The organism is Streptomyces sp. NPDC059874 (assembly GCF_042731135.1).
In the GTDB taxonomy this organism is placed as follows: Bacteria; Actinomycetota; Actinomycetes; order Streptomycetales; family Streptomycetaceae; genus Streptomyces.
On sequence record NZ_JBHWJY010000028.1, the window covers coordinates 3,405 to 27,762 of the forward strand.

Genomic DNA, 24,358 nt, shown 5'->3' on the forward strand with positions numbered 1-24,358 from the left:
GCACAGTCTGAACACCACGCAGGAGGCCGGCCGATGACCACGCGCGATCACCACCAGATCTGCCGGGGGTCCGGGGGTTGCCCCCCGGGACAGCACAGTCTGAACACCACGCAGGAGGCCGGCCGATGACCACGCGCGATCACCACCAGATCTGCCGGGGGTCCGGGGGTTGCCCCCCGGGACAGCACTGTCTGAACACCACGCAGGAGGCCGGCCGATGAGCCGCATCGCCAAGCCGCACGAGATCGTCGAGCGGGCCCTGGAGCTGTCCACCGCCGACGGCTGTGTCGTCATCGCCGACGAGGAGTCCAGCGCCAACCTGCGCTGGGCGGGCAACGCCCTCACCACGAACGGCGTCACCCGCGGCCGGACCCTGACGGTCATCGCCACGGTCGACGGCAAGGAGGGCACGGCCTCGGGGGTCGTCTCGCGCTCCGCCGTCACCGCCGACGACCTGGAGCCGCTCGTGCGGGCCGCCGAGGCCGCCGCCCGCGGGGCCGGGCCCGCCGAGGACGCCCAGCCCCTGGTGACCGGGACCCCGGCCTCGCCGGACTTCACCGACGCCCCGGCCGAGACCTCCTCCACGGTGTTCGCCGACTTCGCGCCGGCCCTGGGCGAGGCCTTCGCCCGGGCCCGCGCGGGCGGCCGTGAGCTGTACGGCTTCGCCAACCACGAGCTCGTCTCCACGTACGTCGGCACCTCGACGGGCCTGCGGCTGCGCCACGACCAGCCCAACGGCACCCTGGAGCTCAACGCGAAGTCCCCGGACCGGCAGCGGTCGGCCTGGGCCGGCCGGGCCACCCGGGACTTCAAGGACGTGGACCCGATCGCGCTGGACGCGGAGCTCGCCGTACGCCTGGGCTGGGCGGAGCGGAAGATCGACCTGCCCGCCGGGCGGTACGAGACGCTGCTGCCGCCCACGGCCGTGGCGGACCTGCTGATCTACCAGATGTGGTCGGCTGCGGCCCGGGACGCGGTGGAGGGCCGTACGGTCTTCTCCACGCCCGGGGGCGGCACCCGGATCGGCGAGAAGCTGTCCGAACTGCCGCTGACCCTGCGCAGCGACCCGAACGCGCCGGGCCTGGAGTCCGCGCCGTTCGTGATCGCGCACAGCTCCGGGGACGACGCCTCGGTCTTCGACAACGGCCTGCCGGTCCCGGCGACCGAGTGGATCCAGGGCGGCGAGCTGAGCCGGCTGACCACCACCCGGCACACCGCCGGGCTGACCGGGCTGCCGCTCTCCCCCGCGTTCGGGAACCTGATCCTGGACGGGGGCGGGGACAAGTCCCTGGAGGAGATGGTGGCCTCCACCGAGCGGGGTCTGCTGCTGACCTGCCTCTGGTACATCCGCGAGGTGGACCCGGCCACCCTGCTGCTCACCGGCCTGACCCGGGACGGCGTCTACCTGGTGGAGAACGGGCAGGTCGTCGGCGAGGTCAACAACTTCCGGTTCAACGAGTCCCCCGTGGACCTGCTGTCGCGGGCGACGGAGGCGGGCCGGACGGAGAAGACCCTGCCGCGCGAGTGGGGCGACTGGTTCACCCGGGCCGCGATGCCGGCTGTCCGCATCCCGGACTTCAACATGAGTTCGGTGAGCAAGGGCGTCTGACCGGCCTAGACTGATCTCTTGCAACTAAGTGTTGCAACTTCCATCATTCGAAGGAGTCGAGAGACCGTGACGGACATCGTCGACGAACTGAAGTGGCGCGGGCTCTTCGCCCAGTCCACTGACGAAGAAGCGCTGCGCAAGGCCTTCGCGGACGGTCCCGTCACGTTCTATTGCGGCTTCGACCCGACGGCCGCCTCGCTGCACGTGGGGCACCTGGTCCAGGTGCTCACCGTGCGCCGGCTCCAGCAGGCCGGGAACCGGCCGCTGGCGCTGGTCGGCGGGGCCACCGGGCAGATCGGTGACCCGCGGCCGACCGCCGAGCGGACCCTGAACGACCCGGAGACCATCGCGAACTGGGTCAACCGGCTGCGCACCCAGATCGAGCCGTTCCTGTCCTTCGAGGGCGAGAACGCGGCGCTCATGGTGAACAACCTGGACTGGACGGCGGGCATGTCCGCCATCGAGTTCCTGCGCGACATCGGCAAGCACTTCCGCGTCAACAAGATGCTGACGAAGGACTCGGTCGCCAAGCGACTGGAGTCCGACCAGGGCATCAGCTACACCGAGTTCAGCTACCAGCTGCTCCAGGGCATGGACTTCCTGGAGCTGTACCGGCGCTACGGCTGCACCCTCCAGCAGGGCGGCTCCGACCAGTGGGGCAACCTGACGGCCGGCCTCGACCTGATCCACCGGGTCGAGCCGGAGGCGCACGTGCACGCGCTGGCGACCCCGCTGATGGTCAAGGCGGACGGCACCAAGTTCGGCAAGTCCGAGAGCGGGGCCGTCTGGCTCGACCCGGAGATGACCACGCCGTACGCGTTCTACCAGTTCTGGCTGAACGTGGACGACCGGGACATCTCCACCTACATGCGGATCCTGTCCTTCCAGAGCCGTGAGGAGCTGGAGGCGCTGGAGGCGCAGACCGCCGAGCGGCCGCAGGCGCGCGCCGCGCAGCGCGCGCTCGCGGAGGAGCTGACGACGCTGGTGCACGGCGCCGACCAGTGCGCCGCCGTGATCGCCGCGTCGAAGGCGCTGTTCGGTCAGGGCGAGCTGGCGGAGCTGGACGAGGCCACGCTGGCCGCGGCCCTGTCCGAGCTGCCGCACGCCAGGGTCACGGAGCCGGGCCTGGTCGTCGACCTGCTCGCGGAGACCGGTCTGGTCGCGAGCAAGTCCGCCGGGCGCCGGACCATCAAGGAGGGTGGCGCCTACGTGAACAACGTGAAGGTCACCGCCGAGGACGCGGTCCCCGCCAAGGAGGACCTGATCCACGGGCGCTGGCTGGTACTGCGCCGCGGCAAGAAGAACCTGGCCGCGGTCGAGGTCACCGGCGCCTGACGGTGGCCGACGGTGGCTGACGCCCCGTAGGACGACACACGAACGCGGCGGAGGGGCCGGTACGGACACATGGTCCGACCGGCCCCTCCGTCGCGTTCCGTCCTCCGGGACGGAACGGGACGACGCCTAGTGCTGCGGCCGGAAAGGTTTGCCGGGGCGCGGTGTTCGGTGCGGTGCATCGCAAGGCGGAGGGCCGCGGCTCGTACTGGACGTACTTGCGCGGTCCGACAACGCGGCGAGGTGCCGTGCCGAGCGCCGTGACCCGGTGAACCTTTCCGGTCACAGCACTAGGTCGTCTGGCGCTTGCTGCCCCGCAGCGACGCGTAGACCAGGTCGCCGAGGCCGACCACGACGACGGCTCCCACGAGTTGCAGGAGGTGGCGGATCCAGTCGATGCCCCGGGTCTCGTTGACGCCGATCCAGGTGGCGACGGCATTGCCGAGGACCGCGCCGATGATGCCGAAGACGGTGGTCAGCCAGAGGGGCTGGTGCTGCTTGCCCGGCAGGATGGCCCGGGCTATCAGCCCCAGCACGAAACCGACGATGATCGCCCACAACCAAGACATGTCGAGCCTCCTCCTGGCGCGTTGTGCGCACGTGGGCCCAGTCTCGACCCGTCCGGCGTAGCCCGCATTTCGGGCGACCCCATTCGGAGCAGTGCCGGGGGCACCCGCCCTCCTCCCGGCCGACGGCGCGGCGTACGGTGGGAGGCGGTCCGGACCGGGGAGTGTCCGGCGGGTGATCGGGTGGTGGAGCGTGGCACGCACGAAGCGGCAGAAGCGGAACGGGGCAGAGGTCTTCCGGATCACCGGGGCCCGGATGGCGCTCGCGGAAGACGTGCGGGGCCGGCAGCGGCGGTACGTGATCTCGATGGTCATCCGGACCCTGTCGGTCATCGCGACCGTGCTCTTGTGGAACGTGCAGCGTCCTGTGGCGATCGTGACGCTCGTGGCGGGCGCCCTGCTGCCCTACGTCGCGGTGGTCATCGCCAACGCGGGGCGCGAGTCGACGCCCTCCCTGCCCTCCCACTTCATCCCGACCCCTGTGCGGCCCGCACTGGACACGGGAAACCTCAGGAAAAGCTCAGATCAATCATGAAGTTCCAGTGCACCGCAGCGGGTCCTGCGTGACATACTGCTCACGCGCTCCGCATCCCCCGTCGGAGCGACGGACCGACGCCGGGCAGCTCCCCCCGTGGCTGCTCGGCGTCGCCTTTCCGTTCTAGGGTTGAGCGGTGACTTCCTCTGACTTCTCGGGCGCCGACGAAACCCCCACCTGCTCCGCCAAGGGCTGCCGCGACGCGGCCGTCTGGGTCCTGGCGTGGAACAACCCGAAACTGCACACGCCGGAGCGGCGCAAGACCTGGCTGGCGTGCGAGGAACACCGCGAACACCTCTCCCAGTTCCTGGGCGTCCGCGGTTTCCTCAAGGACGTCGTGAAGCTCGACGAGTGGGTGCAGCCGGAGGGCTCGGAGCGCCTCTAGTGCTGTGGCTGTAAAGGTTTGCCGGGGCGCGGTGTTCGGTGCGGTGCATCGCAAGGCGGAGGGCCGCGGCTCGTACTCGACGTACTTGCGCGGTCCGACAACGCGGCGAGGTGCCGTGCCGAGCGCCGCGACCCGGTGAACCTTTCCGGTCACAGCACCAGCCGTGCGGCGGGTCAGCCGCCGATCGCCGACATCGGGCGGTCGGGCTGCAGGAAGGTCGGGTCGTCGAGGCCGGACCCGGCCTTCTTGCCCCACATCGCGACCTTCCACAGCCGGGCGATCTCCTCGTCCGGGGCGCCCGAGCGCAGGGCGGCGCGCAGGTCCGACTCCTCGGTGGCGAACAGGCACGTACGGATCTGACCGTCGGCGGTGAGCCGGGTACGGTCGCAGGCGCCGCAGAACGGGCGGGTGACCGAGGCGATGACACCGACGGTGGCCGGGCCGCCGTCGACCACCCAGCGCTCGGCCGGGGCGGAGCCGCGCTCCTCCGAGCCTTCCTCGGTGAGGGTGAAGCGGGTGCGCAGGGACTCCAGGATGTCCCCGGCGGTGATCATGCCGTCGCGCTTCCAGCCGTGCTGGGCGTCGAGCGGCATCTGCTCGATGAAGCGGAGCTCGTACTCGTTCGCCACGGCCCAGGCCAGCAGGTCGGGGGCCTCGTCGTCGTTCAGTCCGGGCATCAGCACGGCGTTGACCTTGACGGGGGTCAGGCCGGCCTCGCGGGCCGCGGCCATGCCGTCGATGACGTCCTTGTGCCGGTCGCGGCGGGTGAGCGTCTTGAAGACATCGGGCCGCAGGGTGTCCAGGGAAACGTTTACCCGGTCCAGGCCGGCGGCCTTCAGGGCCTGCGCGGTGCGCTTGAGGCCGATGCCGTTGGTGGTGAGGGACATCTTGGGGCGGGGCTCCAGGGCCGCGCACTGCTCGACGATCCCGACCAGGCCGGGGCGGAGCAGCGGCTCGCCGCCGGTGAAGCGGACCTCGGTGATGCCGAGCCGCGTGACCGCGATGCGGATCAGCCGGACGATCTCGTCGTCACTGAGCAGGTCGGACTTTCCCAGCCACTGCAGGCCCTCCTCGGGCATGCAGTAGGTACAGCGCAGGTTGCACCGGTCGGTGAGTGAGACGCGCAGGTCAGTGGCTACGCGGCCGTAGGTGTCGAGAAGCACTGTGGGCCTCCTCCCCTGTCCGGAAGTAGAGGGTCGATTAATCGAGCCTACGCGACGCCTGTTACATCCAGAGGTGCCCGAACGAACGAGAGGCCACGTGGCCACGTCGTACGGAAGTACGACGTGGCCACGATAGGTGCTCGGACGATCTCAGTGAGCGCCTGTTCCCGTGAGGGAGCGCACTTCCAGCTCGGCGAACTTCTGCGGGTCGGCCTTCTCCTTGGACAGGACGGTTCCCAGCCAGCCCAGCAGGAAGCCGAGGGGGATGGAGATGATGCCGGGGTTCTCCAGCGGGAACCAGTAGAAGTCGGCGTCCTTGAACATCGAGGTGGGCTTGCCCGAGACGACCGGGGAGAAGAGCACCAGGCCGACCGCGGAGATCAGGCCGCCGTAGATCGACCAGAGCGCGCCCTGGGTGCTGAAGCTCTTCCAGAAGAGGCTGTAGAGGATCGTCGGCAGGTTGGCGGAGGCGGCGACCGCGAAGGCGAGCGCGACCAGCCCGGCCACGTTCAGGTCGCGGGCCAGCGCCCCGAGGCCGATGGCGACGGCGCCGATCACGACGGTGGACCAGCGGGCGGCTCGCACCTCCTCCTGCTCGGTGGCCTTGCCCTTGCGGATCACGTTCACGTACAGGTCGTGCGCGAAGGACGAGGAGGAGGCGAGCGTGAGGCCCGCGACCACGGCGAGGATGGTGGCGAAGGCGACCGCGGAGATCACGGCGAGCAGGATCGCGCCGCCGGTGGAGCCGGCGCCGCCGCCGATCTCCTGGGCGAGCAGCGGGGCCGCCGTGTTGCCCGCCTTGTTCGAGGCCAGGATGTCGGCCCGCTTGAGCAGGGCCGCGGCGCCGAAGCCGAGGGCGATGGTCATCAGGTAGAAGGCGCCGATGATGCCGATGGCCCAGTTCACGGACTTGCGGGCGGCCTTGGCGGTGGGGACGGTGTAGAAGCGGATCAGGATGTGCGGAAGGCCCGCGGTGCCCAGGACCAGGGCGAGGCCGAGCGAGATGAAGTCCAGCTTGGTGAGCGAGTCCTTGCCGTACTTCATCCCCGGCTCCAGGAACTTCTTGCCCTGTTCGCTGTTCTCCGCGGCCTGGCCCAGCAGCGCGGAGATGTTGAAGTTGAACTTCAGCAGCACCAGGAAGGTGATCAGCAGGGCGCCCGCGATCAGCAGGACGGCCTTGATCATCTGGACCCAGGTGGTGCCCTTCATGCCGCCGATGGTCACGTAGACGATCATCAGGACGCCGACCAGCGCGACGACGGCCACCTTGCCGCCGTCGCTCGTGATGCCCAGGAGCAGCGAGACGAGCACGCCCGCGCCGGCCATCTGGGCGAGCAGGTAGAAGATCGAGACCACGATGGTGGAGGTGCCGGCGGCGGTGCGGACGGGCCGCTGGCGCATCCGGTACGCGAGGACGTCGCCCATCGTGTAGCGGCCGGAGTTGCGCAGCGGCTCGGCGACGAGCAGCAGGGCGACCAGCCAGGCGACGAGGAAGCCGATGGAGTAGAGGAAGCCGTCGTAGCCGAAGAGGGCGATGGCTCCGGCGATGCCGAGGAAGGACGCGGCGGACATGTAGTCGCCGGAGATGGCGAGGCCGTTCTGGAAGCCGGTGAACTGGCGGCCGCCCGCGTAGAAGTCGGCGGCGTCCTTGGTCTGGCGCCCGGCCCAGATCGTGATGATCAAGGTGGCGACGACGAACAGTCCGAACAGGGTGATGATCAGCGGACGGTGCTCACCGGCACCCGCCGCGACCGTGTTCACGTGGAGCGCACCGCTCATTCCCCGGCCTCCATCCGCGCCTTGATGGCCGCGGCCTTCGGGTCCAGCTTGGACGCGGCGTGGCGCGAGTACAGCCAGGCGATGAGGAAGGTCGTCGCGAACTGGGCGAGGCCGAGCACGAGCGCGACGTTGATGTTGCCGAAGAGCTTGGTCCCCATGAAGCCGCCCGCGTAGTTGGACAGCAGCACGTAGAGCAGGTACCAGGCGATGAAGGCCACGGTGAGCGGGAAGGCGAAGGAGCGGTAGGAACTGCGCAGTTCGGCGAACTCCGCGCTCTGCTGGACGCTCGCGAAATCATCGGCCGTGGGGCCCGCCAGTGGCGTTCCCGCGCCGCCCGGCGGCGGCGCTGCTTCGGTGGTCACGGGGGACTCTCCTTGTGACGCGGGTGCGGTGGGGAAGACGGACAAAACAACCTCCGTGTGGGGGGACGGTGGTGCTGATCCCCCCTGTCAACGGCACGGACGGCGTGTCGCGACGGTTCAACACCCACTGATTCTTTGAGAACTGATTTCTCGAACTGATGGCGCAGAGGGGAACGAAAACGCTAGGTTCGCCTGTCATGAACCCGTCCGTCGCGACCGCGCACGGACGGCTTTTTCAAAGATGATGTGGAGAACCCATGGCTCATCTGGGATCCGGCCGCCGGCGTGCTCTCGCCGTACCGGTCGGCCTGGCGCTCACCGCCTCGCTCGCCTTCCTGCCCTCGGTCTCGGCCTCGGCCGCTCCGCTGGGCAACACGGCGGACGCGGCAACGGCTTCGAAGGCCGAGACCACCGGCCCCAAGTTGTCGTACGTGGCGAACCTGAACTCGTATGCCACGGTGAAGGCGGCGAAGAAGGCCATCGAGCGGGCCGGTGGAACGGTCGTGACGGCCTATGAGCAGATCGGCGTCATCGTCGCGCACTCCCAGAACCCGGAGTTCGCCAAGACGCTGCGCGCCAACCGCGGCCTGTTCGTCTCGGTCGGCGCCACCCGTACGGCCCCCCTCCAGACGGTGCAGACCACCGACGAGGGCGCGACGCAGCAGCTGAGCGCGGCGGACGCCGCCAAGGCGGCAGCGGCGGCCCAGGAGGGTCAGGAGCCGCTGGAGTCCAACCAGTGGGACCTGCGGACGATCAAGGCCGATCAGGCTCACAAGATCAACGATGGCAGCCAGGACGTCACGGTGGGCGTCATCGACACGGGTGTCGACGACACTCACCCCGATCTCGCGCCGAACTTCTCCAAGGAGCAGTCGGCCAACTGCGTCGGCGGCGTCGCGGACACCACCGAGGGCGCCTGGCGTCCGTACGCGGACGGCAGCGACCACGGCACGCACGTGGCGGGCACCATCGCGGCCCCGCGCAACGGCGTCGGCATCAGCGGTGTCGCGCCCGGCGTGAAGATCGCCGCGATCAAGGTGAGCGAGCCGGGCACCAGCCTCTTCTACACCGAGGCGGTCGTCTGCGGCTTCATGTTCGCCGCCGAGAAGGGGATCGAGGTGACCAACAACAGCTACTACGTCGACCCGTACCTCTTCAACTGCAAAACGGACGACGACCAGAAGGCGCTGGTGGAGGCCATCGGTCGGGCCACCAAGTACGCCGAGCGCAAGGGCACGCTCCACGTGGCCTCGGCGGGCAACTCCAACCAGGACCTGGCCGCCGACTCGCTCCTCGACGACACCAGCCCGAACGACACCACCCCGGTGCCGCGCACCATCGACCCGAGCGTCTGCCTGGACCTTCCCACGCAGCTCCCGGGCGTGGTCACGGTGTCGGCGACCGGTGACAAGGGCCTGCGCTCCTACTACTCCAGCTACGGCCTCGGGGTCGTGGACGTCGCCGGCCCCGGCGGCGACAAGTGGCAGGTCCCGGCCACTCCGGACGCCAACGGCCGCGTGCTGTCGACCATCCCGGGCGGCGGCTACGGCTACAAGCAGGGCACCTCGATGGCCGCCCCGCACGTCGCGGGCGTCGCGGCGCTCCTCAAGAGCGCCCACCCGTCGGCCACCCCCTCGCAGATCCAGGCGATGCTCAAGGGCCAGGCCACGAAGACGGACTGCCCGACGCAGATATACGACAACACGGGCACGCTGATCAACGCGACCACCTGCCAGAGCAAGTGGGGCCAGACGGGCTACTACGGCTACGGCGTGGTCGACGCGCTGAAGGCCGTCAAGTAACCGGCTGATACGCGGAAGGGCCGGACGGGATCGATCCCGTCCGGCCCTTCTTCGTGCGGGCCGTCAGGGCTTGATCAGGACCTTGAGCGCGCTGCGGTCGTCCATCGCGCGGTAGCCGTCCGGGACCTCGTCCAGGGACACCGCACGGTCGAAGACGGGCGCCGGGTCGATCGCGCCGCTGAGGACGTCCTCCAGCAGCTCCGGGATGTACGCGCGGACGGGGGCCACGCCGCCGCGCAGGGTGATGTTGCGGTCGAACATCACGCCGAGGTCGAGGCCGGTGCCGCTGCCGTGCGGGACGCCGACGTAGCCGATGGCCCCGCCGTCGCGGGTGATGTTCACGGCGGTGCGCATGGACTGCTCGGTGCCGACGGCTTCGATGACCGCGTGCGCGCCCTGGCCGCCGGTGAGCTCACGGACGGCCGCCTCGGCCGCCTCGCCGCGCTCGGCGACGACGTCGGTGGCCCCGAAGAGCTTCGCGATGTCCGTACGGGCCGTGTGGCGGCCCAGTGCGATGATCCGGTCGGCGCCGAGGCGCTTGGCGGCGAGGACGCCGCACAGGCCGACCGCGCCGTCACCGACGACGGCGACCGTGGAGCCCTTGCGCACGCCGGCGCCCAGCGCCGCGTGGTGGCCGGTGCCCATGACGTCGGAGAGCGCGAGCAGCCCGGTCAGCAGGTGGTCGTCGGAGACCGCGTCGGCGGGCAGCTTCACGAGGGTGCCGTCGGCGTGCGGGACGCGGACGGCCTCGCCCTGGCCGCCGTCGTGGCCGACCGCGCCCCAGAAGCCGCCGTGCACGCAGGAGGTGTAGAGGCCCTCGGAGCAGTAGTCGCAGGTGCCGTCGGACCACATGAAGGGGGCGACGACGAGGTCCCCGGCGCTCAGGCCGGAGACGGCCGAGCCGGTCTCCTCGACGACGCCGAGGAACTCGTGGCCGATCCGCTGGCCCGGCTGACGCGCGGCCTCGCCGCGGTAGGCCCACAGGTCGCTGCCGCAGATGCAGGCGCGCAGGACGCGGACGACGGCGTCCTCGGGCCGCTGGATCGCAGCGTCGGGCACCTCCTCCACGCGGATGTCGTGCGGGGCGTGGATGACGGTGGCGCGCATGGTGGTGCAGTCCTCCGGCTCGGGGATGGTTGAGTCTTGTAAGACTTCCCCTACCGTACGCCTGATTCCCGACCGGTCGCGCCGGTGGCCAGCAGGTACTGGGCCGCGATGTACGTGGCCATGATCCAGAAGTCCGGCCGGGGCAGCTGGGGCCATTCGGCGACGCCGGTGGCGATGAGGGTGTCGGAGAGCAGGAACAGCGCCCCGCCGATCCCGGCCCGCAGTCCCAGCGCGCTGGAGCGGTAGGCCATGGCGGTGAGCAGCAGGCTGTATCCGGCGACCGGGACGCGCAGGTCGGCCGGGAGGTCCGCCCAGAGCATCGCGACGGTCCCGACGAGGGCGAGTACGTAGGCGCCCCCGAGCAGCGGGTTCGCGGCCCGCTTGCCGAAGAGCACGAGGTAGCAGGCGTGCCCGAGGGCGAAGGAGCCCATGCCGACGAGGAAGGCCGGCTCGGCGTCGAAGAGCAGGGCGAGGTCTCCGCCCCAGCCGAACAACAGGGCGGCGATCAGCAGGCGGGGCGCGCCGCGCGTGATCACGTACGCGACGAGCAGCGGCATCAGCAGCGGCTTGGCGATGACGTGGCCGAGGTGCCAGCCGGCGAGCAGCGAGCCGAGGTCGACGGCGGTTGCCAGGGCGAAGCCCGCGAGGGCGGCCCGGCCGGCAGCCGTTCGCGCGGGTGCGGGGCGCGCCCAGGAGGGCGTACGGGACTCGGTGGCGCTCACGCGGCGTGCTCCGGGGCGGGCTCGGGCGCCGGGGCCGCGGGGGCGGGCTGCCAGCCGGGGCCGCGGAACACGCGCCCGGCGCGCTCGCGCCAGCTGCCGGCGGCCCGTACGTCCCGGGCGATGGCGGCGTACTCGTGGGTGGCCACGCGCAGCGGGTTGTAGGTGCTGATGTTCTTGGTGAGCCCGAAGACGGGCTTGTCGGTCTCCCCCACCCAGGAGCCGAACATCCGGTCCCAGACGATCAGGATCCCGCCGAAGTTGCGGTCCAGGTAGCCGCCTTGGGAGGCGTGGTGGACGCGGTGGTGGGAAGGGGTGTTGAAGACGTACTCGATGGGGCGCGGCAGCTTGTCTATCCGTTCGGTGTGGATCCAGAACTGGTAGACGAGGTTGACGGAGTAGCAGAAGGCGATCGCGGCCGGGTGCACGCCGAGGGCGATCATCGGCAGGTAGAACGGCCAGGAGGTGCCGCTGGTCCACGGCTGGCGCAGGGCGGTGGTGAGGTTGAACTTGCGGCTGCTGTGGTGGACGACGTGGCAGGCCCAGAGGATGCGGATGACGTGGTGTCCGCGGTGCTGCCAGTAGTAGCAGAAGTCCTGCGCGAGCAGCATGAGCGGGAAGGTCCACCACAGGAACGGCACGCGCAGCGGGGTCAGCTCGTACACGGCGGTGTAGATCGCGACGACGGGGATCTTCCAGAGCAGGTCGAACCCGATGCTGCCGAGCCCCATGCCGACGCTGGTGACGGCGTCCTTGGTCTCGTACCCGGCGGCGTCCTCGTCGGGATGGATGCGGTAGCTCACCAGCTCGACGACGGTGAGCAGCACGAAGGCGGGTATGGACCACAGCACGACATCGGGCAGGTTCGGCATGCCCGCACCATAGAGGCGGCTTCGGGGGTGCCGCTAGGGGTTGTTACCGATCGGTATCCATCGGGATTACCGCGGGTACGCGAGACGATGTCCGGGCCGATGGGGAGGGCGGAGGATGACGGGTTTCGAGACGGTTCTCTTACGCGTGGCGGGTACGGCGGCGGGGGCGGTGGTGAAGTCGCTCCTGGCGCGGGCGCCGGGGGCGGGGCTGACGGCGGACCCGGCCGCTCCGGGGCCGCGCTGGCGCAAGCCGCCGGTGGAGCTGGGCGAGCCGGAGATCCGCCGGCTGGCGGAGATCCTGGCCGCCCGCCTGGGCGAGGCCACCGCCCGGTTACCGGAACACGAACGCCTGGCGGCGGTGGCGGCCGTGGGCGACACCTTCGCGGCGCTGGGCCCGCTCGACGCGGAGGCCCTCTTCGCGGCGGACCTGGACCCGGCGTCCCTGATGGCGGCGATGCCGGCTCCCCCTCCGGGGCTGAGCGAGGCGGCGGACGCCCTGTACCGGCGGCTGGTCGCCCTGTGCTGCGCGCACGCGGTGGAGTACGCGACGACCCTGCCGGGCTTCGGGGCCCGGGCGGACGTGGAACTCGTACGGCGGACCGGGGAGCTGGCGCGTGCGGTGGAGCAGCTGAAGGACCGGCCGGGCGGCGTCGCGCACGCCTTCGAGGAGCGGTACGCGGAGTACGTCACCCGCACCCACGGCCGGCTCGAGCTGTTCGGGCTGACCGCCGGCCGGGCACAGCAGGAGTGGCCACTGGACCTCGCGTACATCAGCCTGACGGTGAGCAGTGAGCAGCAACTGGTGACGGGCGAACCCCGGGTACGCCAGACCCCGATCAAAGCGGAGCAGGCCCTCGGCGCCGCGGACCGGGTGCTGCTGCGCGGTCCGGCCGGCTCCGGCAAGAGCACCCTGGTGCAGTGGCTGGCCCTGAATGCCGCACAGCGCAGCTTCGGCCATGAGATGCGGTCGTGGAACACGTGCGTGCCGTTCATCCTGCGCCTGCGGTCCTTCACCTCGGCCGAGAACCTGCCGCTGCCGGAGGAGTTCCTGCCGTCCTCGGGCGTGCCCCTGTCGGCTCCTCCAGGGTGGGTCGAGCAGCTCATGCTGAGCGGCCGGGCGTTGGTGCTGGTGGACGGGGTGGACGAGGTCCCGCAGCGGCTGCGCACCCGTACCGAGAAGTGGCTGCGCGCGCTCGTCGCCGCCTTTCCGAAGGCCCGTTACGTGGTGACGACACGGCCGTCGGCGGTGCCGGAAACCTGGCTGGCCGGTCAGGCCTTCACCCCGCACTCGCTGCTCCCGATGGAACGGGAGGACATCAGGTCGTTCATCGCGCACTGGCACACGGCGGCGCGCGAGGAAAGCCGATCTTCCGGTGAGGACATCGGGGCGTACGAGACGTCCTTGCTGGAGGCGGTGAGCGCGCGGCGGGATCTGAGCCGGCTCGCGACCAATCCCCTGATGTGCGCGCTGCTCTGCGCACTGAACCGAGACCGGCGGATGCAGCTCCCGAGAGCCCGCAAGGAGCTGTACGACGCCGCGCTGGACATGCTGCTGGTCCGGCGGGACACGGAACGGGAGATCATCGGTGTCGAGGGGGTCCAGCTCACCAGGGACGAGCAGATCCTCCTGCTGCAGCGGCTCGCGTACTGGCTGATCCGAAACGGTCAGGTCGAGGCCGCGCGGGACGAGGCGGTCGAAATGATCGACGAGTGGCTGGATGCGATGCCGCAAGTGCGGGCACAGGGCAGCGCCGCGCGGGTGTTCACCCACCTGCTGATCCGCAGCGGGCTGCTCCGCGAACCGGTGAAGGGCTCGGTGGACTTCGTCCACCGCACTTTCCAGGACTACCTGGGCGCCAAGGCGGCCGTCGAGGCACGCGACTTCGGTGTCCTTGTGCAGCACGCGCACGACGACACCTGGGACGACGTCGTACGCATGGCCGTGGGCCACGCCCGGCCCGACGAACGTGCACGGATCCTGCGGCAGTTGCTCCGTCGTGCCGACCGTGTGAAGCGGGACCGGAGCAGGCTCGTCCTGCTGACCGCGGCATGCCTGGAGCACGCCCCGGAGCTCGACCCGGCGGTCCGTTCGGAAATCGAGCGGCGCACGGCGGCGCTGCTTCCGCCCAAGAGCCTGGAGCAGGCGGAAGAGCTGGCGAAGGTGGGAGAGCTGGTCCTGGAGCTGCTGCCGGAGCCAGCAGATCTGACCGTCTACGAAGCCGCGACGACGGTCAAGACCGCAGCGCTCGTGGGCGGACCGCGAGCTCTGGAACTGATCACGGCATTCCGCGAGGACACCCGGTTTTCTGTCTGCTACGAATTGTCCAGCGGCTGGCGCAGGTTCGACGCGGCCGAGTACGCCGAGGCAGTGCTGGCCGGCAGCTCCCTGGGGCAGGACGCGTTCCTCCAGATAAACACCGCCGAGCAGCTGGCACAGCTGCCCCGCCTACGGCACCTCAAGCGCATCACCCTCGAAGGCGAGTTCGGCATCCCTCCGGAGCTGCTGGCGCATCCGGATCTCGAGCACGTGTACTTCCGGGACAATCGCCGGCTGAGTGACCTCTCGGCGCTCTCGGGACAGAGCCGGCTCACGCTGCTGGGACTGGACGCCTGCCCGGGTGCGCGACTGGACGGTCTCCGCGGCCTCGCGCTCGACACCTTGTACCTGTACCGGCTCCAGGACGGACTTGATCTCGCTCCGCTCGCCGACCTGGCATCGCTGACCCATCTCGGCCTGGACTTCGTCCCGGACCTGCACCGCGTCGCCGATCTGCCGGTCAACGGCCCGCTGACCGGCCTCGGTCTCTACAAAGGGGCGCGCCACGTCAGCTTGGACGGGATCGAGCGCTTCCGGGACGGCCTGGATTGGCTGACCGTCTCCGGTGACGAGCAGGGCGCACAGCTGGCCCGGCTGGGGCCGCTGCCGCAGCTGCGGACCCTGCAGATCCTCTTCCAGTCCGGCCTCGACCTCGGCACGCTCGTCCCCCATCAGCGGATCAGCGACCTCTATGTGGGATCGAGCACGCTCACGACCGGGCTCGAACCGCTTCGTGACATGCCGTATCTGACACACCTCAGCATCCACCAGTGCGACGGGCCGGTCGACCTCAGCCCGCTGGCAGACCTGCAGGAGCTGCGGATCACCCTGTCGGGCGGCAGCCCCGTCCTCGGCAGCGAGCACTTCCCCGACGGGCGGCTCAGGGTCAGCCGTTCCTGAGCCGCCCGTCGGGCCGACGGCTACCAGACCCGGACCGACCCCCCTCGGGCGAAGGCCGGGCTGGTGGCCCCCGCCGGGACCTCCGTCAGTGGCTCGGCGATCTCCGAGACCAGCGGGCCGTGCTTCGCGGCCACCGCGTCCAGCAAGGACAGGTCGAAGCCGTACACGCGGGCCGCGTTGCCGCCCACCATCGCGGCGACCTCATCCCGCGGGAGGCCCGCGTAGGCGATGCGGAGGCCTTCGCGGGAGAAGGGGGTGGTGCCCTCGTCGTGGGGGTAGTCGCTGCCCCACATGATCTTGTCGAGGCCGATCCGCTCCCGCAGGGGGACCTCGTGGGGGCGCATGAAGCTGGCTCCCACGAAGCAGTTGTCCCGCCAGACCTCGCTCGGGCCCTTGCCCATCGCGTCCGCCAGGCCCGCTCCGAACTTGGACTCGGCCGTGCCCGAAGCCGCGACCAGGCGGCCGTGGTAGTAGTCCAGCATCTCCATCACGCCCGGGATCCAGCCCGAACCCTGTTCCGTCAGGACCAGCTTGAGGCCGGGGTGCCGACGGAAGGCGCCGCCGAAGATGAGGTGCCACAGGGCGCGGTGCGAGAACCAGGTGGTTTCGACCATGAAGACGGCGCGGGCGGCGGGTTCGTCGCCCAGCGGCGGGGAAGCCGAGCCGCCGTGGTGGTTGATCGGGACGTCCAGCTCGTCGCAGACCGCCCAGATCGGGTCGTACGCCTCCGAGTAGAGCTCGGGGACGGTGGAGCCGGGCGGGACGCCGGGCAGCAGGATGCCGCCCGTGAGGCCTGCTTCGCGGGTGCGGCGGATCTCCTTCACCGCCGCGTCCACGTCGTTGAGGAGGATCTGGACGACACCCGCCCGCCGGCCCGGCGCGTCCGCGCAGAAGTCGGCCAGCCAGCGGTTGTGTGCCTGCAGCCCGGCCCAGCGCATCGCGTACTCCGCGGCCGTCGGAGGCTGGGCCATCAGGGAGGCCTTGGGGAAGAACGGCGGGATCGTGTTCGGGAAGAGGACTTCCGCGACGATGCCGTCCGCTTCGAGTTCGGCGAGGCGGCGCGCCGAGTTCCAGTTCCGGTCCGCCGTGTCCGCGAGGAGGTCCTCGTACGGGTTCACGTACGTCGCGGCCCAGGCGTCGAAGTCCTCGTGGTACCGCTTCTCCAGGTACGGCTTGTAGTCCAGCAGGTCGGCGCCCGCGTGGCAGTCCGCCGAGATGACGGTGTAGCGGTCGTCGCTCATTCCGAGACCCCCAGCACCGGGAAGTCGTTGTCGGTCAGCCAGTGCCGGCCCACTTCGCGGGAGCGGGCCCAGGAGGCCTTCACCGCCGCCTGGTCGGGAGACTGGCCCAGCTCGGCCGGGGTGGGGCCGATCCGGCGGGCGATCGGGGCGAGCTTCTCCGTGTCGAAGCCGAAGACCTCGGCAGCCGCGAGGCCGAGCATCCGGCGGGTCTCGTCGACCGGGATGTCGTGGAAGGTCTTCCTCAGCCAGTTCCGGGTGTCCGGCCAGGTGCCCTCGGGGTGCGGGAAGTCCGAGCCCCACAGGATGTTGTCCACGCCGATCTCGTAGCGCTGGGCGAGTTCGCGGCGCTTGGTGTTGGTCGCGCAGATGAAGACCTGGCGGTCCAGGTACTCGCTCGGCGGCCGCTTCAGCTCCTCGAACGGGGAGAGCTTCTTGCCGCCGTGCGCGCCGAGGTAGAGGCGGTCCATGAACCACAGCTGGTTCGGGAGCCACCAGCAGCCCGATTCCGCCACGCCGAACTTGAGGCCCGGGTGCCGCTCGAAGACCCCGGACCAGAGCAGGAACCACAGCGGGCGGGACGGCCACCAGGTGACCTCGGAGACGAAGATGCCGAGGTGGTCGCCGTACTCGTGGCGCGGCGAGGAGCCGGAGTGGGTGACGATCGGCATCTGCGTCTCGGCCGCCGCCGCCCAGACGGGGTCGTAGCGGCGGTCGTGGTACGGCGCCTTGTCCACCCACATCGCGGGGATCATCAGCGCGCCCAGCCCGGACTCCTTGGCCCGGTGGATCTCGGCGACGACCTTGTCCGGCTCGCCGGTGATGGGCAGGAGGGCGACGCCGCAGTGGCGTTCGGGGGTCGCCGACACGAACTCCGCGAGCCAGCGGTTGTGCGCCTGGGCGCCCGCCATGCCGAGTTCGGGGTCCTGGTCGCCGGAGAGGCCGAGGCCCACTCCGAAGGGGGCGGCGGTCTGGCTGTCGACGGCGTCCGCGTCGGGGAAGACGACCTCGCCGGCCACGCCGTCGCCGTCGAGCTCCTTCAGTCGCTGCGCCGTGTCCCAGCCGCCCTTGAGGCCTTCCTCGTGGTCGTGGAACCACTTCTCGGCGAAGGCCTCGTTGCGGACGCCCAGGCGGGTGGCCTCCGCGCGGCGGGCGTCGCGCTCGCCGAGGAACTCGTCGAACTGGCGGTGGAACGCGCTGTCCAGGTAGGGGCGGTACTGCTCGGTCGGCAGGCCCGCGTGGCAGTCGGAGGAGATGATCAGGTACGGGTCTTCGTACGGCACGTCACTCACAAGAGCCCCTCAGTCGAGGATGAAGCTTTCCAGGTAGGCGGGGTTGGCGCGGTCGAGCATCGACTGCGACCGGGCGCGGATCTGCCGGTCGCTGTGCTCGCTCGCCGGGAGCATCCAGAAGCGGTCGGCGCGGATGCCGTCGACGACGTGCTCGGCGACCTCCTCCACGGGGGTGAAGTTCACCTCGTGGCCGGCCTGCTTCATGGCTGCCTCGTACTGGTCGAGGCTGCGGTACGGGGACTTGCGCGGCCGCTCCTTCGCGTACCGCTCGGGCCGGTTGCGGTGCGACTCCCACAGGCCGGTGCGCAGCATGTGCGGTCCGGGGAAGAGGACGGAGGCGCCGACGGCCGCGCCCTCCGCCTTGAGGTGGGCGTAGAGGGACTCGGTCATCGTCACCACGGCCGCCTTGGTGACGGCGTACACGGAGGCGGTGGGCAGCGGGGCGATGCCGCCGTCACCGGAGGAGGTGTTGACGACGTGGCCGGGGGCGCCGCCCTCGATCATGCGGGGGACGAAGGCCTGGATGCCGTGGAAGACGCCCCACACGTTGACGGAGAAGGCCCATTTCCAGTCGTTGGGCTCGTGCTGCCACATCCGGCCCTCGGCGCCGGAGCCGACGCCCGCGTTGTTGCACAGCACGTGCACGGCGCCGAACTTCTCGTACGCGGCGTCGGCCAGCGCGATCACCGAGTCGCGGTCGCTGACGTCCACGGTCCGCGCGAGGACGTCCGCCCCGTCGGCGGCGAGTTCCCCGGCGGCCTTGTTCAGGGCGCCTTCCTCCACGTCGGCGAGGACGACCTTCAGTCCCTCGGCGGCGAAGCGGCGGGCCATCGCGAGGCCGATGCCACTGGCGGCGCCGGTGACGACGGCGACCTGTCCTGGTTCGAGTCGCATGTCAGACACTGCCTTCCGGAGGACCGTCCAGGATCTGCATCGGGTCGTCGTAGCGCTGGTGGATGTACGGGAGCAGGGCCTGGGCGCTGACCCGTTCGACTACCTTGCCCTGCTGGTCGGTGGTCTTCTCACCGATGGTGATCTCGACGACGCGGCGCACCGGGAGGTCCGCGATGGGGTCGAACATCGACTCGCGGAGCACCACGTCACCGGTGACGTGCTCCAGCTTGCGGACCTTCTCGTTGCGGGTGCAGTGCACGAGCACCGGGTCGGCGTCGAAGCCCGAACCGTCCACGGCGGGCAGGAACTTGAAGTAGAAGTCGACCTTCTGCGTGGGCTCGGGCAACGGCAGTTCACGGTCCACCGCCCCGCGCACCTCCACGAAGGCGATCCCGTGGCGGGCGAGGGCGGCGCGTACGACCAGGCCCTCGCGCTCGACGCTGATCTCGCCCAGCTTCTTCGGCTCGCCGAACACCTCGCGGCCGCCGATCAGCGCGCGCTCCATGCTCATCGGCATGACCAGCGGGTACCAGCCCTCGACGAGGCCGTGCCGGGCGGCGACGGCCACCGAGCCGGCGCCGAGCGGGTAGCCGGGCAGGTCGACCTTGCTGATGTTGGCCCGTACGAGGGGCCGCTCGGCGGGCTTGAGCGGTGGCGGGAGGACCGCCGCCACCACGTCCGGGTCGGTCTCCCAGACGGCCACCACACCGGTGGACCAGATGTCGGGGAGCTTGGAACTCTTCTCGCGCGCCGCCGCGATCTCTGCCTCGGTTCGCGCTCCGTACCGTACGCGTGCCATGCCTTCGCACCACCCTCGTCTTGAGCGGAGTTCGGTTCTGTAACACAGTTACACCGCCGCCGATGAAGGGTAAAGACCCGTGCACGCACCAGAACTGACACTGTGCCAGTTCTGGAGACCCGACAGATTGGCGGTCCGGATCCCATGGCCAGAAGCACGCTGACCCGAGACGAGGTACTGGACGCCGCCACGTCCCTGGTCAAGCAGCACGGTCCGGCCGCCCTCACCATGCGCAAGCTCGCCGCCGAGCTGGGCACCGCGGTGACCTCCATCTACTGGCACGTCGGCAACCGTGAGCAGCTGCTGGACGCCCTCGTGGAGCGGACGGTGGAGGAGATGGGCGCGATCAGGCCGGTCGGCCGGACCCCGGCCGAGCGGATCCTGTCGGTGGCCCGGGTCCTGCGCCGCGAACTGCGCGAGCGCCCGCACCTGATCGCGATGGTCCACGAACGCGGGCTCACCGAGCGGATGTTCCTGCCCGCGCAGCAGGCCCTCGTCCACGAGGTGCACGTCGCGGGGCTGCGCGGGGCGCGGGCGGCCGACGTGGTGCGCGCGATCCAGTTCCAGATCGTCGGCTTCCTGCTGGTCGAGCGCAATCGCGAACGCTCCCCCGCCCAGTCGCCCGCCGAGAGCGACCTGTGGGACCCGGCGGCGGCCCCGCACGACCCGGCCCTCGCCCGCGCCCTGGCCCGCCCCGCCGATCCGGAGCGGCTGTTCCTGCTGTCCGTGCAGGCCCTGACCGCCACCCTGCTGACGGCGGCGTCACCGACCGGCCGCGATGCCCCGAGAGCGAGCCGGTGAAAGCGGGCCGATAAATCGGTTTGCGCCTGCCCGCGGCCGTGGTTGGATCTGTTTTCGCGGGGGCGGCTCCGCGATGTGCTTCCTTCTCATCCTTCACTGACACCGCAGCGCATCCCCTCTCCGCCCCCGCCCCACCTCTCTCCCCGGTTCCGGAGGAATCCCCCCTTTGCCCGAGCTGTCGACCGTCCTGCTGCGCCGTCTTCACACCGTGTACGTCGACCAGGCCGGGCCGCGCCCCGGCGACCCCTCGACGACCGAGGGCCTCATCGCCCTGGAGGCCGAACTCCTCGACCGGGGCTACGCCCTGACGGCTCCGCTGCGCTCCGCACTCGCCTGGCTCGGCCCCACCGGGCTCGCCGACGCCGGCACCTCCCTCGTCCGGGACATCGACATCCTGCTGGGTGCCGACCGCACCCACATGCCGCTGTTCCGCACCTTCCCGGCCTCGGTGCCCGACGACACGTACGGCCTGTGGATCGACCGGGTCTTCACGCTGCTCCTCCAGTGGCCCGCCCAGCCCTGCGTGCTGTGCGCCACCGTCGGCAGCGTCCACCCCGTCTCCCCTTGCGCCCATCTGGTCTGCCGGTCCTGCTGGGACGGCGCCGTCTACACCGGCTGCCCGATCTGCCACCGCCGGATCGACCCCGCCGACCCCTTCCTCGTCCCGGCCGAACGGCCCGGCCGGCCCGCCCCCACCGACTCGGCCGGCCCGCTGCGGCTGCTGAACCTGGGTACCGACCGCGCGGCCGACTCCGTCACCGCCCTCGGCCGACTCCTCGCCCGCCGCACCCCGCTGTCGCCCCAGGACACCGAGGAGGCGCGGGTGCTCCTCGGGACCGCTCCGCACGACCTGGGCTGGCTGCCGGACGCCATCCCGGTGCGGGAGACCAAGGCCCTGGTGCTCGGCACCCTGCTGCGCGAGCGGCGTACCCGGGAGACCGTACGGGCCCTGCTGCCCCGGCGGCTGACCACCGCCACCGACGTGCTGCGGCTGCTGGCCGTCTGGTCCGGCGGCGGGGCCGACCTGCTCGCGCCGCCCCGGATGCGCTCCCTGCCGCGGCCGCTGCGGCGCGAACTCCTCGCCCTGCTGGACGGGCTCGACCCCGCGCTGCTCGTCGAGGACGTACTGCGCCACCCCGACGTCTGGAAGCGCGCCGCCGAGATCCTGCACCCCTTCGAGCAGCACGGACGCCACCCGAGGACCGCGCTGGCGTTCGCCGTGCTGCGCGAGACCGACGTTCGGGGCACCACGCCGGGCAACACGCTGGGCGACGCGCTGCTGGCCACCGCCACCGCGCACCCGCACGCCGTACGGATCGACGGCTCTCGCATCAGGGCGGCCACCTGGACCGGGCGCGCCGAGGAGGCCCTGCGCGGCACGGACCCGGACCGCGCCCTCGCCGTGCTGGCGGAGCGGCCCGGGGAACTCGTACGGCGCCTCGACCACCTGCTGCGCCGGTACGCGGCCGACACCCTGCCCGACCAGGTCGCAGCGGTTCTGGCGGAGCGGCTGCCGAAGGCCGGGCCCGGGCCGGTGCTGTCCGCGCTGGGGCGGCTGCGGATCCGCCATCTGCCCGGTACCCGGCGGGTGTTCTTCCCCCGCGGCGAGGTGGCGCACTCGTTCACCGTGGACGACGTCCGGGCCCCGCTGGCCGAGCCGGTGACCCGTGCGGTGAGCGAGCTGTTCGAGCGGGAGGTGCTGCGCCGGCTGGCGGCTGCCGACCCGTACGACGTCGCGGTGCTCGACTCGCGCCTGGCCCACCTGCACGTGCCCTCCACCGAGCGGGCGGCCGCCAAGGCCCTGGTCACCGTCCCCAAGGGGAGCTTCCAGGCGCTGCCCGACGGCGAGGTGCTGCGGATGTTCCTGCACTGGATGGAGCCGCCGAAGAAGACCGTGGACCTCGACCTGTCGGTGGTGCTCTTCGACGCCGACTGGAACTACGCGGGCCTGTGCGACTACACCAACCTCGTCTACGGCGGGCGGGCCGTCGTCCACTCCGGGGACCTCACCTCCGCCCCCGCGCCCGCCGGGGCGAGCGAGTACGTGGACATCGACCTCGACGCCCTCGCCGACACCGGTGTGCGCTTCGCCATGCCGGTCGTCTTCAGCTACAACAACATCCCCTTCGAACTGCTCCCCGACGCCTTCGCCGGCTTCATGGCACTGCCGAGCCGCTCCGGGCGCACCGCGCGCTACGACCCGCGGACCGTGCGGCAGCGCTACGACCTGGTCGGGAACTCGCGGATCCACGTGCCGCTCCTCGTCGATCTGGAGCGGCGCGGCTTCCTGTGGACCGACGTGCACTTGCCGGACGACGAGGGCTACCACAGCGTGTGGGCGCACCAGGAGGACCTGGCCCGGATCGGCCGCGACCTGTTCCAGTACTTCTCCACGGGCCGCACCACCCTGTGGGAGCTGGCGGGCTGGCACGCGGCCGCGCGCTGCGGCGAGGTCGTCGTCCTGCGGCGCACGCCCCGGCCGAGCGACCCCGACGAGCTGTGGACCTACCGGCGGCGGGCGGGCGAGGACACCGCGGCCTTCGCCGCGCGGCTGGTGGCGCTGGCCGATCCGGACACCGTGCTGGCCTCGCCGGAGGTGGAGGCCCTCGCGGGCGCCGCGGCCTCGGGGAGGTCCGCCCTCCTCGCGCTGGTGGACGGTGACGTGGCGCCGGCCGGTGCGCGCGGGTCCGTATACCGGCTGCTGCCGGGGCCCGTTGACGGCTGCGGGCTCGAACACCTGGCGGCCGGCGACCTCGTCGCGGCACTGGGCTGAACCCGGGGGCGGACGACATCGCGGCCACGGCTGTCAGTCGGGGCCGATATCCTCTGTGACCATGCTCGCCGACCGTACGACCGCAGAGACGATGTGGCCGACCGCGTACCCGAAGGGGTACGCGGTCGTCGACGTGGAGACCACCGGGCTCGCTCGCGACGACCGGATAGTCTCCGCCGCCGTCTACCGGCTCGACGCTCAGGGCAACGTGGAGGACCACTGGTACACCCTGGTCAACCCGCAGCGCGATCCCGGGCCGGTGTGGATCCACGGGCTGACCAGTGCGGTGCTCGCCGACGCTCCGCTCTTCAAGGACATCGCCGAGGAGTTCGCCGGCCGGCTCGCGGACCGGGTGCTGGTCGCACACAACGCCATCTTCGACTGGCAGATGATCGCCCGGGAGTACGCCCGGGCCGAGGAGACCGCGCCGGTCCGTCAGCGGCTGTGCACGATCGCCCTGTCGAAGGAGCTGAACCTCCCGCTGCCCAACCACAAGCTGGAGTCGCTCGCGGCGCACTTCGGCGTGGTCCAGCAGCGCGCCCACCACGCGCTCGACGACGCCCGGGTGCTCGCCGAGGCCTTCCGTCCGTCGCTGCACGCGGCCGCGGCGGGCGGCGTACGGCTGCCCCTGCTGGAGTGCCGGCCGCTGACGGAGTGGTCGGACTCGGCCGCCGCACCCCGGGTGGGCTACCAGTCCTCGTACGGGAACAGCAGCTGGCGGCCCTCGCGCAAGCGGCCGCCGTGCCCGTACCCGAACCCGGGGCGCTACGAGGACGGCAAGCCGCTGAAGCAGGGGATGCGGATCGCCTTCTCCGGCGACACGTCGGTGGAGCGGGAGCTGTTGGAGGACCGCGCGGTGGAGGCGGGGCTGCACATCGCCACGAGCGTGTCGCGGCTCACCAGCCTGCTGGTGACGAACGACCCCGACTCGGCGACCTCGAAGACCGTCAAGGCGAAGTCCTTCGGCACCCCGGTCGTCGACGAGGCGGCATTCACCCAACTGCTGCGGGACGTGGCGGACGCGGACTCCTGAGCCGGGTGCGTTGCGCCGGGTGGGTGCAGGCGCGGCGACTCACCCCGCTGGATCTTGTTCCGGTCCTCCGGCGTGCGCAG

The 24,358-nt window shown here is 71.0% G+C and carries 20 protein-coding genes; 9 read left to right on the forward strand and 11 right to left on the reverse strand.

The window, feature by feature from the left end:
• Positions 1-217: 217 nt before the first annotated feature.
• Positions 218-1,609, forward strand: a complete 1,392-nt coding sequence (locus ACFV9H_RS18065; RefSeq protein WP_385398971.1) for a metallopeptidase TldD-related protein — start codon at positions 218-220, stop codon at positions 1,607-1,609.
• Between the two features lie 66 nt (positions 1,610-1,675).
• Positions 1,676-2,944 (forward strand): tyrosine--tRNA ligase, encoded by a 1,269-nt coding sequence (gene tyrS / locus ACFV9H_RS18070; protein WP_385398973.1) that lies wholly within the window; start codon positions 1,676-1,678, stop codon positions 2,942-2,944.
• 287 nt (positions 2,945-3,231) lie between these two features.
• Here tyrS and ACFV9H_RS18075 read toward each other — a convergent pair whose 3' ends face one another.
• Complete coding sequence (locus ACFV9H_RS18075; protein ID WP_385398976.1) at positions 3,232-3,510, reverse strand: GlsB/YeaQ/YmgE family stress response membrane protein; 279 nt, start codon at positions 3,508-3,510, stop codon at positions 3,232-3,234.
• A gap of 253 nt (positions 3,511-3,763) precedes the next feature.
• Here ACFV9H_RS18075 and ACFV9H_RS18080 point away from each other — a divergent pair, with 253 nt between their 5' ends.
• Entirely contained in the window at positions 3,764-4,042 is a 279-nt protein-coding gene (locus tag ACFV9H_RS18080; protein ID WP_385399143.1) for a DUF3099 domain-containing protein, read from the forward strand.
• Positions 4,043-4,178: 136 nt separating this feature from the next.
• Positions 4,179-4,427 carry a hypothetical protein gene (locus ACFV9H_RS18085; protein WP_385398979.1) on the forward strand — a complete coding sequence of 83 codons (249 nt, stop codon included), beginning with the start codon at positions 4,179-4,181 and terminating at the stop codon, positions 4,425-4,427.
• Positions 4,428-4,600: 173 nt separating this feature from the next.
• Here the strand turns inward: ACFV9H_RS18085 and moaA are convergent, their stop codons facing one another.
• The 3 genes from moaA to ACFV9H_RS18100 all read right to left on the reverse strand — a co-directional run bounded on the left by moaA (position 4,601) and on the right by ACFV9H_RS18100 (position 7,731).
• Positions 4,601-5,590 (reverse strand): GTP 3',8-cyclase MoaA, encoded by a 990-nt coding sequence (moaA, locus tag ACFV9H_RS18090; RefSeq protein ID WP_385398981.1) that lies wholly within the window; start codon positions 5,588-5,590, stop codon positions 4,601-4,603.
• A 150-nt stretch (positions 5,591-5,740) separates the two neighbouring features.
• The gene (locus ACFV9H_RS18095) at positions 5,741-7,369 is read right to left on the reverse strand and encodes a cation acetate symporter (protein ID WP_385398983.1); all 1,629 of its coding nucleotides are present in this window, start codon (positions 7,367-7,369) and stop codon (positions 5,741-5,743) included.
• The gene (locus tag ACFV9H_RS18100) at positions 7,366-7,731 is read right to left on the reverse strand and encodes a DUF485 domain-containing protein (RefSeq protein ID WP_385398985.1); all 366 of its coding nucleotides are present in this window, start codon (positions 7,729-7,731) and stop codon (positions 7,366-7,368) included. Before ACFV9H_RS18100 ends, ACFV9H_RS18095 begins: the two co-directional genes overlap by 4 nt.
• Before the next feature lie 257 nt (positions 7,732-7,988).
• On the opposite strand from ACFV9H_RS18100, the gene ACFV9H_RS18105 reads away from it, so the two are divergent.
• Positions 7,989-9,533, forward strand: a complete 1,545-nt coding sequence (locus ACFV9H_RS18105) for a S8 family serine peptidase (protein WP_385398987.1) — start codon at positions 7,989-7,991, stop codon at positions 9,531-9,533.
• Between the two features lie 63 nt (positions 9,534-9,596).
• Here the strand turns inward: ACFV9H_RS18105 and ACFV9H_RS18110 are convergent, their stop codons facing one another.
• From ACFV9H_RS18110 to ACFV9H_RS18120, 3 genes are read right to left on the reverse strand one after another with little or no spacing between them, the layout of a single operon-like run.
• A complete protein-coding gene (locus ACFV9H_RS18110; RefSeq protein WP_385398990.1) occupies positions 9,597-10,640 on the reverse strand; it encodes a zinc-dependent alcohol dehydrogenase family protein in 1,044 nt (347 codons plus the stop codon).
• Positions 10,641-10,690: 50 nt separating this feature from the next.
• On the reverse strand, positions 10,691-11,362 hold the full coding sequence (locus tag ACFV9H_RS18115; RefSeq protein WP_385398992.1) for a lysoplasmalogenase: 672 nt from the start codon (positions 11,360-11,362) through the stop codon (positions 10,691-10,693).
• Positions 11,359-12,231, reverse strand: coding sequence for a sterol desaturase family protein (locus ACFV9H_RS18120; protein ID WP_385398994.1), 873 nt, complete (start codon positions 12,229-12,231; stop codon positions 11,359-11,361). Before ACFV9H_RS18120 ends, ACFV9H_RS18115 begins: the two co-directional genes overlap by 4 nt.
• 115 nt (positions 12,232-12,346) lie before the next feature.
• Between ACFV9H_RS18120 and ACFV9H_RS18125 the strand changes: the two genes are divergently transcribed.
• Complete coding sequence (locus ACFV9H_RS18125; RefSeq protein ID WP_385398996.1) at positions 12,347-15,448, forward strand: NACHT domain-containing protein; 3,102 nt, start codon at positions 12,347-12,349, stop codon at positions 15,446-15,448.
• Between the two features lie 20 nt (positions 15,449-15,468).
• On the opposite strand, the gene ACFV9H_RS18130 is transcribed toward ACFV9H_RS18125, so the two are convergent.
• Genes ACFV9H_RS18130 through ACFV9H_RS18145 form a run of 4 tightly spaced genes read right to left on the reverse strand, consistent with a single transcriptional unit; the run spans position 15,469 to position 19,671 of the window.
• Positions 15,469-16,689, reverse strand: coding sequence for an amidohydrolase family protein (locus ACFV9H_RS18130; RefSeq protein ID WP_385398998.1), 1,221 nt, complete (start codon positions 16,687-16,689; stop codon positions 15,469-15,471).
• A complete protein-coding gene (locus tag ACFV9H_RS18135) occupies positions 16,686-17,978 on the reverse strand; it encodes an amidohydrolase family protein (protein ID WP_385399000.1) in 1,293 nt (430 codons plus the stop codon). The genes ACFV9H_RS18130 and ACFV9H_RS18135 overlap by 4 nt, the downstream gene beginning before the upstream one ends.
• A gap of 9 nt (positions 17,979-17,987) precedes the next feature.
• Positions 17,988-18,872 (reverse strand): SDR family NAD(P)-dependent oxidoreductase, encoded by an 885-nt coding sequence (locus tag ACFV9H_RS18140; protein WP_385399002.1) that lies wholly within the window; start codon positions 18,870-18,872, stop codon positions 17,988-17,990.
• Between the two features lies 1 nt (position 18,873).
• Positions 18,874-19,671, reverse strand: coding sequence for an acetoacetate decarboxylase family protein (locus ACFV9H_RS18145; RefSeq protein ID WP_385399004.1), 798 nt, complete (start codon positions 19,669-19,671; stop codon positions 18,874-18,876).
• 144 nt (positions 19,672-19,815) lie between these two features.
• Here ACFV9H_RS18145 and ACFV9H_RS18150 point away from each other — a divergent pair, with 144 nt between their 5' ends.
• From ACFV9H_RS18150 to ACFV9H_RS18160, 3 genes are all read left to right on the forward strand, one after another.
• On the forward strand, positions 19,816-20,472 hold the full coding sequence (locus ACFV9H_RS18150; protein ID WP_385399006.1) for a TetR/AcrR family transcriptional regulator: 657 nt from the start codon (positions 19,816-19,818) through the stop codon (positions 20,470-20,472).
• A 166-nt stretch (positions 20,473-20,638) separates the two neighbouring features.
• On the forward strand, positions 20,639-23,245 hold the full coding sequence (locus ACFV9H_RS18155; protein WP_385399008.1) for an MXAN_6230/SCO0854 family RING domain-containing protein: 2,607 nt from the start codon (positions 20,639-20,641) through the stop codon (positions 23,243-23,245).
• A gap of 55 nt (positions 23,246-23,300) precedes the next feature.
• On the forward strand, positions 23,301-24,278 hold the full coding sequence (locus tag ACFV9H_RS18160; protein ID WP_385399010.1) for a DEDDh family exonuclease: 978 nt from the start codon (positions 23,301-23,303) through the stop codon (positions 24,276-24,278).
• Positions 24,279-24,358: the final 80 nt, after the last annotated feature.